This is a genomic window from Candidatus Melainabacteria bacterium RIFOXYA2_FULL_32_9, assembly GCA_001784615.1.
Classification (GTDB): Bacteria; Cyanobacteriota; Vampirovibrionia; order Gastranaerophilales; family UBA9579; genus UBA9579.
Genome location: MFRQ01000068.1, coordinates 1 through 9,910, shown reverse-complemented (window position 1 = coordinate 9,910; position 9,910 = coordinate 1). Strand labels below are relative to the sequence as shown.

The window sequence follows — 9,910 nt, the reverse complement described above, 5'->3', positions numbered from 1 at the left end:
AAAGAAAAATCAGGATGTAGATTTTTTATGCTAATTTTTTACTTTGCGTAAGTCCTGTTATTAAGTTTTATTTTGGCTGTATTTCTTATTATATCAAGTAAATCTTTTAAGTCTTCTTGTGTAGTAAATGGATTAACAACTGTACAGCGTAAATATATGTCATCTTTCAGCTTGGTTTGAACTATATAATAGGATTTATTTTTAAGAATGCTCTTCCTGATTTGTCTTTGGAGTAAGTTCAGATCTTTTGCCCCTTCATATATGTACCTAAAACAGATAATATTGCTTTGAGGTTTCATAGCCAGCTGAAAATCAGAAGAATTTTCTATCATTTCTCCAAATTGCCTTGTTAAATCGTGCATTGCTGTTACGTAAGTAGAGAAAAAATCTGTGCCATACACTGATAAACTTGTATAAAGCTTTAATCCCATCATTGTTTTAGTGCATTCCACGGTTCTAAGAGCAAGGTTATACCATTCACTCTGAGCACCTTTTTCAAAAAGATAAGATGCTTTTTGTGAAAATGCTTCATAAGAGTTATTTCCGTCACGGAAAATCAAGGCAGTTATAGGAGCTGGCATGAGCAGCATTTTATGTGCATCCCACGATATAGAATCAGCTCTCTCCACACCTTTTAATAGGTCACGATATTTACTTGAGATTAAAGCAGAAGCTCCGTGTGCCCCATCGATATGGAGCCATAAATTATGCTTTTCACAAAAATCAGCAATACGATCAAGAGGATCATAGCTTCCAGTTGCGGTTGTGCAGGCACTTGCTATTATTGCAAAAGGTTTTTTTCTTGTATTTATTGTTTCCTGGAACTTCCGTTCTAATGCACTTATATCCATAGAATAATTTTCATCAACCGGGACTAGCACAACACCTTCTTCACCAAGCCCCATTATTTGCCCGGCACGTTTTATGCTGTAATGGGCTTGCTCTGAAACAAAAACAGCTAAAGGAGGGGCTTCTTTTACTCCTTTTTTCCAGACATCAACACCTGTTTTAATTTGTCTGGCTGCAAGTAAAGCGGTAATATTTCCTAATGTGCCGCCTGAAGTTAGAAAACCATCTGAATCCGTCCCAAAACCTACAAGTTTTGCCATCCAGTTGATTAAGCTTTTTTCGATAACTGTACTTACAGGTCCCATTTCAAAAACAGCAGTGCTGTTATTCAATAGTGAAGAGGTCATATCACATAAAATGGCTGCCGGTAAAGAGGGAGCTATCTGGTGACCCAGATAGTGTGGATGGTGCAAGTGATTTGATTGTGACAATGCTCTTTTTGTCAAATCTGCCAGATTTCCGGTAGGTTCTGTGGAGAAATTATCAGGCCATTTTTTTAGCATTTTTTCAGGAGTTGAGTATGGTAATGACTGTTTAATATTCTTGGATATAGCCTGATTCAAATAATCAGCTAATATATCAACTATTTGATAACCTTGTTTGCGGAATATTTCAGGGTTATAAGCTTCTAATACTTTATTTATGTCTAAATTGGCTTCAGGTTGCATTTAGAAAGCTCCTTTAATCATATGTTCTTTGTATTTATGTACAAACTTGTTTGCTTGTTATACTCTTAATCTAACGACAATTTTAAAATTTAACTATGCTATAAAAATACTAAAACGAAAACTTTATTTCATTAACCTGCATAATTTAATATGGATAAATAATAAGAAACTGAGTTGAAAAATCTCTAATAGTAATGAGGATTGATTATGCTTAAAAAAATAATATTCAAATACTTTACATCAATGCTTATAATGATTTTAGGACTGATAAATCTTCCTGCATATAGTAAAAGTGTAACTCCTAATGCAAAAACACGTAATGTGATTCTGTTTATAGGAGATGGAATGCAAAAAGAGCACGAAATTGCAGCCAGTAGATATTTAACAGGTATTGATAATGGATTAATATGGAATCAATTTCACTATAAAACTTATGTATCAACCTGGAATGTGGATTCTTATAACAGATATGCTTATAGCTTACAGAAACCCGCTTTTTCCTATGAGAAATTTGACCCTTTAATTGGCTACAATCCTACATTAGGTGGTGATAAACCTTATCCTGAAACAACAAAAATTGATGATAATTACTTTTTAAAGCCTCTTCTTAGAAATAAAGAAGATAAATCAGCTAAGGTTCCGGCAACTGACTCAGCTGCTTCTGCTACAGCTATTGCAACAGGTATAAAAACAGAAACAGGGAATATTTCATGGTTACCCGGTGATGAAGATGGTGCAAAAATTAGAACAATTGCTGAAATTGTAAGAGAAAAAAACGGAGCATCTATAGGGGTTGTGACAACCGTTCCGTTCAATCATGCCACTCCTGCTGCTTTTGTAAGTCATAATGTTGACAGAAATAATTATTATACAGGTAAAAAAGGATATAAGAGTTTAGGAATAGCCGAAGAAATCATTAAAGTTACAAAGCCTGATGTTGTGATTGGTGGTGGGAATCCTAATTTTGACAGAAAAGGATATTTAAACAAGAAACTATATAAAGAGCTTCTCCTGTCGGATGATTATATTATTTCAGAACGACTAAATGGAGAAAACGGAGCCATTGGTCTATTAAATACTTCAAATACAGCATTTGAACACGATAAAAAGCTGTTTGGACTTTATGGAGGGAAAAATGGCAACTTTGAATCGCCAATTCCTGCACATTCTCCTGACAGTCCTATTGTAAAGAGAGCAACACTTGAAAATCCAAGTCTTGCAGAATCAACTGTTGCTGCATTAAATGTTTTAGGTAAGAATCATAAAGGATTTTTCCTAATGGTTGAGCAAGGAGATATAGACTGGGCTAATCATTATAATGACTATAAGTCTATGATTGGCTGTGTTTGGGATTTAAATGAGGCAGTTAAGGCTGCAATTAATTTTATCGACAAGCCCGGTGATGATATTGACTGGAATAATACTTTAATAATAGTTACGGCAGATCATGCAAACAGTTATATGAGGCTAAATAACGCTAAAAAACTATGTAAAGTATGTTTACCCAAGCAGAGAAGATATCTTGGCTTCATAGGAAAATGGGTGTATCCAGGTAAAGAAGTCAAATATAGTCTTGGAAATCATACAAATGAGCTTGTATCGCTTTATGCAAAGGGTAGTGGAAGTAATTTATTTAAGAATTATGAAGGAATATGGTATCCAAAAACCAGAATTATAGATAATACTCATATATTTCAGGTTATTGGAAAGTCATTAGGTTTAAGTGATATAGATTCTGATTTATTTTCTAACAAAAAATAATTCCACTGAAAAGCTTATTAAATAAAATTAAGAAGTTTTTCAACTATTGATTACCAATCTATTAAATGTTTTATAGATTTTAACAAACATAAATATACAAATTAAATAGTTAAATCACTTATATTTAAGTGAATAAGTATTAATATAAGCTTAATAAACCTTTTCTTTTACGCTAAAACTCTTTACAAAATAATTAATTAAGGTTAGTATTTTACAAATATAAAAAATACGCTTATTTAAGATGATCGGTGAAAGATATTATGAGAGCAGATTTAGCTTTACAGGAATTACTGGAAGGCAATAGAAGGTTTGTAGAATCAAGAAGTATTTACCCTAATCAAGATATTGATCATAGAAGGAAAATTGTTGAAATACAACAGCCTTCTGCTGTAGTTGTTACGTGTTCTGATTCTCGTGTTCCTCCTGAAATCATATTTGATCAGGGGCTTGGAGATTTATTTGTTATAAGAATAGCAGGAAATATTTTAAACAAGCATATTATTGGTTCAATTGAATATGCTGTGAAGTATGTAAATGTTCCATTGATTATGATTCTCGGGCATGAAAATTGTGCTGCAGTTGACATAACATTAAAAAATATTGTGACTGATAGTTGTATTGATAATGTTTTTGAGACAATCAGACAAAATATAGGAGAAATCGATTTAAGTCAGGAAGATATTCTAAATATTGCAATCAAGAAGAATGTTGATACAGTTATAAATGACTTGAAATCATCATCTATAATAATCTCTGAGCTAGTAAATGATGATAAAGTCAAAGTTGTAGGCGCATACTACGATTTTAAAAGTGGAATAGTTGACATTATCAATAAACAGTCTTACTGTTCTTTTAGTCTCAGTTCATAATAAGCATTGCAGCAAGGGCAGCTCTTTTCGGCTTTTTTTAGAAGTTTTGAGAATCTATGTTCCGGAAATTTTCTTGCATAAATACAAAATGGGCAAATTTGACATAAAAAAGCAAGAAATTGTTTGATTTTCATTTTCATAAATTTATCCTATTCAATAATCACAACAGCTTTAAAGTCAGACATTTAGCTGATCCACCAGCTTTAATAAACTCACTGAAGTCTATTTCGTGGGTTTCAAACCCTTCTTCATTAAGTTTATCTTTTAATCTTTCTGTAGAATGGTTCATAATTATGGATTTATCTATACATACAGCGTTACAGCTGAATTTAACAGCTTCTTCCTCTGTTACAGGTATTCTTTTTTCTTCCGGAAACTCATTTTCTATGATTTTATTATCATATTCATTAAAAGCTCCGGGATAATACATCAAATACCCATCTGTTAACGGGCAAAAACAAGTATCTAAATGGTAAAATCTTGAATCAATTAATTCAAAGGGAACGACTCTAATGTCTAATAATTTCGAAATATATGGATAAGCATCTTTATCGCTTCTAGGGACATAGCCGGCATATAAGGTATCTCCTGAAAACAAAGCATCTCCTGCGCCTTCAAAACAGATATTTTCAGGTAAAAATTCTACAATAAACCCAGTTTTTCTAAACCATTCAGCAAAAAATGTTTCTTCCCGTTGTCTTTCTTTGTATCTGAATCTGCTAATTACGGCACGATTTTTGTAGATAAGAGCAGCATTAGCCGTAAAAGTAATATCAGGCAATCCTGGCTGTGGTTCCATTGTCAAAATTTCTACGCCGAGATTATTTATTAATAAATTTTTAAATTCAGTCCATTTTTCAAAAGCATATTTATTGCTGCTTTCAGTCCCTAATTTCATCCAGGGATTTATTTCATAATCAATGGCATAGTAATTAGGGGAACACATAAATATTTTTTCTGTTAATTTTTCTTTTTGTTCAAATATTAATTGTTTATCTTCAGCCATATTTTTCTTTCTCATTGATTATAGACTATCTAATTTAAGTAAAACCAAAGAAAAATTACATTAACTGGTAATATAATTTTTCTTAGTTAACCTGAATTACTAAATCAATAAAATGCTTGATATAATTGTATATGTAACTGCTTGAAATTTCAATGATATTTCAATAGTTGTATTTTGGCTTGATAATTATGTAAAAATATCATTATTTTTAGTATTTTCTTCATTTTTTAGCAAATAAAATTATATAGATTTGATAAAGGGCTTTATCCACCTTTAGGGTGGCAGGGGTGGGTTTTTGAGAATTTTGGCTAAAATTAATTAGCAATTCAAGTTATTTAAAGAAAAATTTAGTGATATCCATAATTTGACACACATAATATAATTATAATGATATTACTATGGGGGATACAATAATGATTGATATTACTAAGCTGGATCCAACAAAAACATATGTGGGCTATGAAGTAGGAACAAACAAGGTAGCAAAGAAGATTCAGGCTATATGCAAGAGAGATGCACAAAAAATATTTTCTCATAATAAGCCCAAAGAAAATGAGTTTGCTACACATGTTTTTAGCTTTGTGTGGAATACAGATTCAAATAAATGGTTTATTTATGAAAGTCATTTTGTATATGACGGAGTCAGAAAATATGATTATGATGCCTGGCTTCAAATGCAGAAAAGGGATTCTGCTAAACAATATTTCGTTTTTCCTTTTGAATTATCAATTCCGGTTTTAGATTTTTATGAAAAATATAATCTTGGCTATGGTTGTGGTCATATTGAAGATTTATCTATTGGAGAAATTTGTCAAAAAGGAGGCTTAAGCTGGCCTAATTATCCTGGAGTGACAAGTTCTGAGTATTTAGCCTTATGTGATGTTGATTATAAAGTATGCAATAAATTTCAAATCCTTCCTCAAGAAGTTAAACCTGTTCATTATCAGGCTTATGGGGTTGAGGTTCTTGGAAAAGAGGGCTTAATCTGCGGAAATAATTAAATATTTATTAACTAAGATAAAATCTCCTGCGAACTTGTGTAGGAGATTTTATTATTCACAAATAACAAAGTAGAATCTTTGAGCTATAATATAAATTGAATATTTGACAAAAATAAGTTTTAAATAGGTATAGTGACAAAATAAACTAAAATGAATGACTATAAAATATTATTCGTTATAGACAAAATTGAACTTAAATACTTTGAATTTAACCAGTTGGTAACATCTTTCTGGTTAATTAAAGAATGCAACTTAAGAAACCAGGAAGTATTTATAACGACTGCTGATAAGTTATCTTTAAACGGAAACATTCCTGAAGCATTTGTCTATAAGACAAAATTAAGCACTTCAAATGATAATATTGAGCTAACATATGGCAATAAAGAAGTTCTTGCCAGGCTTAATGATTTCGATATGATCCTCTTTAGGCCTGATCCTCCTGTAGATATGGATTATATTTTCTCTACTTATATTTTAAATTTCGTTGATGCTGCAAAAACAATTATTGTTAATAATCCAGCCGGGATAAGAAAAGCAAATGAGAAACTTTATATTAACAATTTTCCTGAACTGGTTCCTGATAATATAACCACCTCAAATATAAGTTTAATCAAGGATTATCTTGATGAAAGAGAAGAGATAATCGTAAAACCTTTAAATAAATGCTTTGGAAAAGGAGTTTTTTATCTCAAAAAAGGGGATAAAAACACTAATTCTATTCTTGACCTTGTTACTAATAATGGTACAACGGTTGTAATGGCTCAAGAATATCTCGCTGGAGCTAAGAATGGTGATAAAAGGGTTATTATAATAGGTGGGAATGTTTTTGAGGAAGCAATAATAAAGGTGTCAGGTAAAGGAGACTTTAAGTTTAATACCCACAATGATGAATATTTGAAAAAAGGGTATTTAACTGATGAAGAAAGAGAAATGGGTAATATAATTGCTCCGAAATTACTTCAAAATGGTCTTTTCATGGTTGGATTAGATGTGATTGACAACAAAATAATAGAGATTAATGTTACCAGTCCTTGCTTCTTCATTAAAGAGATTAATCAAATGTTTAATGTAAGATTAGAAGCGAGAATTGTGGATTATTTAGAAAGCTTGTTATGGCCTACAGAAGCTAGTTTATTATTGTCTGTATAGTTCTTGTATTTTAAATAATAAATAAAAAGCGCCAAATTATTTATTTAGCGCTTAGATTGTGTTGAGAATTCGAGAAAGTTGATTTTGGGGAGTTAGGATGGTTGTTTTATAAACTCACTTTTATATTTAGATAGAACTTCTAATCCAAATATAGTTACTTCTCTTAGTGAATATACTGGTTGGTCTTTGCTGCAAACTGCATTCAAATCGCATTCTCTCTCTTGAAGCACTTCATTATAAGCATATTTTAAGTTTTTCATTTTAATTCTCCTTATGTTAGAGTTATATAGACTATTAATTAAGTATTAGACTGGTATTTACAAGCAATTAAGTTTATTCTTGTATTCTGGTATTAGTATACCAGAATTATTTTATAATGTCAATCATTAAACTTATTGCTGAAAATATTCCGGATTTTGCCTGTTTGAGCAACTAAGGACAGTGTAAAAAATACTTATGGATTTTTCATCAAAATCCATAAGTATTTTTGTAGCCTGCTTCCTGTGCGAAGCGGGAGCTGTGCAAGCTCATTCCTGTAACCAGCAAATAATCGAGCAATAAAAAATGCGTAAGTATTTTTTATTGCGTCCTTAATGCTCGACTACACAAAATTTGAAAGGTTAAAATAGTGAAAAATATTATTTCAGGGAGGTAAATTTTCTCCGTCGGTGCTAACGCACATAATTAAGACTGGAATAATACACACTGTCATCCTGAGTGACATAGTCACTTTTCCAAGTCATCAATCATTCCAGTAACACGCATTGTCATCCTGAGGAGCGAAGCGACGTGAGGATCTTACCAATGTACAACTTTAATGTTAATTTTTAAATAGTGTATTATACAGATTGCCACGGGCTAAAGCCCTCGCAATGACAGGGATTGCTTTTAACATATTATTTACAAATCTTACCACCAGTTAGTATTTTCTAGGGTTAACCAGATTTAGTGAAGGCTTTTCTTAAGAATTAAATGGTGTTTAAAAGCATTATAAGAGAGTAAAAGAATTTTTAGTAGGGCAGGCTCTAAGTTAAACAAGATTCTTCTATAAGCTTAAAAAGTCACACATATATTTCTCTTTAAGTTTATTATTTATCTGCAACTACAGTTTCTTCAGGCTTCTTAGTATAATAATACTTCTTTTTAGCTTCATTAATACCATTTTTAACTTGTGAGGAACGGGATCCCAAATCTTTGACAGGCGGTCTAAATGAAGGAGAAGTAACTGAAACTGGGGTTTGATCTTGTTTTATAAATAAGTTCATTTTTTTATAGTCAAAGCATTTTTCCCAGCGAGCTATAACAGCTGTAGCAACACAATTTCCGATTAAGTTAACAGTTGTTCTTCCCATATCAAGAATTTGATCAATACCAAGAAGAATTGCCACGCCTTCTATCGGTATATTAAAGCTAACTAATGTACCTGTTAGGATTACAAGGGATACTCTGGGAACACCCGCTATACCTTTACTTGTAAGCATAAGAGTTAGCATTATCATTATTTGTTGAGTTAAAGATAATTCAATACCTGAAGCTTGAGCTATAAACATGGTTGCTAAGGATAAATATAAGGTACTTCCGTCTAAATTAAAAGTATAGCCCATTGGCATTACAAAGCTGACTATTTTCCTTGGTGCGCCAAATTTTTCCATTATTTCCATAGCTTTTGGTAAGGCTGCTTCACTGCTGGCAGTTGAAAATGCCAATATAGCAGGAGCTCTTAGGGCTTTTACCATATTAAGGAAAGGTATTTTTACAAGTTTACATGCAATTACAAGAACAGAAATTACAAATAAAGTCAGGGCAAGATAGGTTGCAAATATTAATTTGGCGTAAACTCCAAGTATTTGTATCCCATTATGTCCAATTGTAGCTGCAATAGCTGCAAATACCCCGATTGGAGCAAACATCATTACGATTTCAGTAAACTTAAACATTATTTCTGCTAAGCAAGAAAAAGCATTTAGGATGGGTCGACCTTTATCGCCTATTGAAGCAAGGGCAATTGCAAAGAATATTGAGAAAAAGACTACTTGTAATAAATCTCCTCTTGCCATTGCATCAATAATACTGGTAGGAACTATATGAGTGAATGTATCAGCAAATGTGGTATGTGTTTTTGTTGCTGCAATATTTGAAACTTCTTGCATACTTGCGGCTGATACGTTTAATTCTACTCCTGAACCCACCTGGAAATAATTTGCGGTAGCAAGTCCTATTATAAGTGCTAAAGTAGTAACTATTTCAAAATAAACTAATGTTTTTACACTTGTCTTTCCAAGACTCTTAAAGTTTCCATGGCCAGCTATTCCAACTATAAGAGTTGAAAGTATTAATGGAGCTATAATCATTTTTATCATTCTAAGAAAAACATCTGCTAAAGGTTTTAGTGAAGCTCCAAAAGTCGGAAATAACCACCCTACCAAGATTCCTAAAATTAAACCTGTAAAAATATACAAGGTGAGTCTGGATTTTTTCATCAATAATTTTCTCTTCTGCCCGGTCTCTATCAACACATATTTTTAAAAAGACTAGCATAAAATTAATTGCTATAAAATCATTACTTCTTAACTAAAGTTAATTTTTTATGATTCTATACCAATAAAA

The 9,910-nt window shown here is 31.9% G+C and carries 7 protein-coding genes; 4 read left to right on the top strand and 3 right to left on the bottom strand.

The genetic code is table 11. The features are described from left to right. Positions 1 to 38 precede the first annotated feature (38 nt). Complete coding sequence (locus A2255_04520) at positions 39 to 1,517, bottom strand: pyridoxal-dependent decarboxylase (GenBank protein ID OGI21108.1); 1,479 nt, start codon at positions 1,515 to 1,517, stop codon at positions 39 to 41. A 207-nt stretch (positions 1,518 to 1,724) separates the two neighbouring features. Between A2255_04520 and A2255_04515 the strand changes: the two genes are divergently transcribed. Beyond that, complete coding sequence (locus tag A2255_04515) at positions 1,725 to 3,278, top strand: hypothetical protein (protein ID OGI21107.1); 1,554 nt, start codon at positions 1,725 to 1,727, stop codon at positions 3,276 to 3,278. Positions 3,279 to 3,538: 260 nt separating this feature from the next. Then, positions 3,539 to 4,147 (top strand): hypothetical protein, encoded by a 609-nt coding sequence (locus A2255_04510; protein OGI21106.1) that lies wholly within the window; start codon positions 3,539 to 3,541, stop codon positions 4,145 to 4,147. A gap of 160 nt (positions 4,148 to 4,307) precedes the next feature. Here A2255_04510 and A2255_04505 read toward each other — a convergent pair whose 3' ends face one another. Continuing rightward, positions 4,308 to 5,153 (bottom strand): hypothetical protein, encoded by an 846-nt coding sequence (locus A2255_04505; GenBank protein ID OGI21105.1) that lies wholly within the window; start codon positions 5,151 to 5,153, stop codon positions 4,308 to 4,310. Positions 5,154 to 5,566: 413 nt separating this feature from the next. Here A2255_04505 and A2255_04500 point away from each other — a divergent pair, with 413 nt between their 5' ends. Together A2255_04500 and A2255_04495 are read left to right on the top strand one after the other, a co-directional pair. Further along, positions 5,567 to 6,154, top strand: coding sequence for a hypothetical protein (locus A2255_04500; GenBank protein OGI21104.1), 588 nt, complete (start codon positions 5,567 to 5,569; stop codon positions 6,152 to 6,154). Positions 6,155 to 6,304: 150 nt separating this feature from the next. Next, on the top strand, positions 6,305 to 7,303 hold the full coding sequence (locus A2255_04495) for a hypothetical protein (protein ID OGI21103.1): 999 nt from the start codon (positions 6,305 to 6,307) through the stop codon (positions 7,301 to 7,303). Positions 7,304 to 8,391: 1,088 nt separating this feature from the next. Here the strand turns inward: A2255_04495 and A2255_04490 are convergent. Continuing rightward, entirely contained in the window at positions 8,392 to 9,783 is a 1,392-nt protein-coding gene (locus A2255_04490) for a hypothetical protein (GenBank protein OGI21102.1), read from the bottom strand. Positions 9,784 to 9,910: the final 127 nt, after the last annotated feature.

What these genes read in the sequence shown, in the direction of transcription:
- A2255_04520 (OGI21108.1), bottom strand. Translation starts at nt 1,517, where the DNA reads ATGCAACCTGAAGCCAATTTAGACATAAATAAAGTATTAGAAGCTTAT.
- A2255_04515 (OGI21107.1), top strand. Translation starts at nt 1,725, where the DNA reads ATGCTTAAAAAAATAATATTCAAATACTTTACATCAATGCTTATAATG.
- A2255_04510 (OGI21106.1), top strand. Translation starts at nt 3,539, where the DNA reads ATGAGAGCAGATTTAGCTTTACAGGAATTACTGGAAGGCAATAGAAGG.
- A2255_04505 (OGI21105.1), bottom strand. Translation starts at nt 5,153, where the DNA reads ATGGCTGAAGATAAACAATTAATATTTGAACAAAAAGAAAAATTAACA.
- A2255_04500 (OGI21104.1), top strand. Translation starts at nt 5,567, where the DNA reads ATGATTGATATTACTAAGCTGGATCCAACAAAAACATATGTGGGCTAT.
- A2255_04495 (OGI21103.1), top strand. Translation starts at nt 6,305, where the DNA reads ATGAATGACTATAAAATATTATTCGTTATAGACAAAATTGAACTTAAA.
- A2255_04490 (OGI21102.1), bottom strand. Translation starts at nt 9,783, where the DNA reads ATGAAAAAATCCAGACTCACCTTGTATATTTTTACAGGTTTAATTTTA.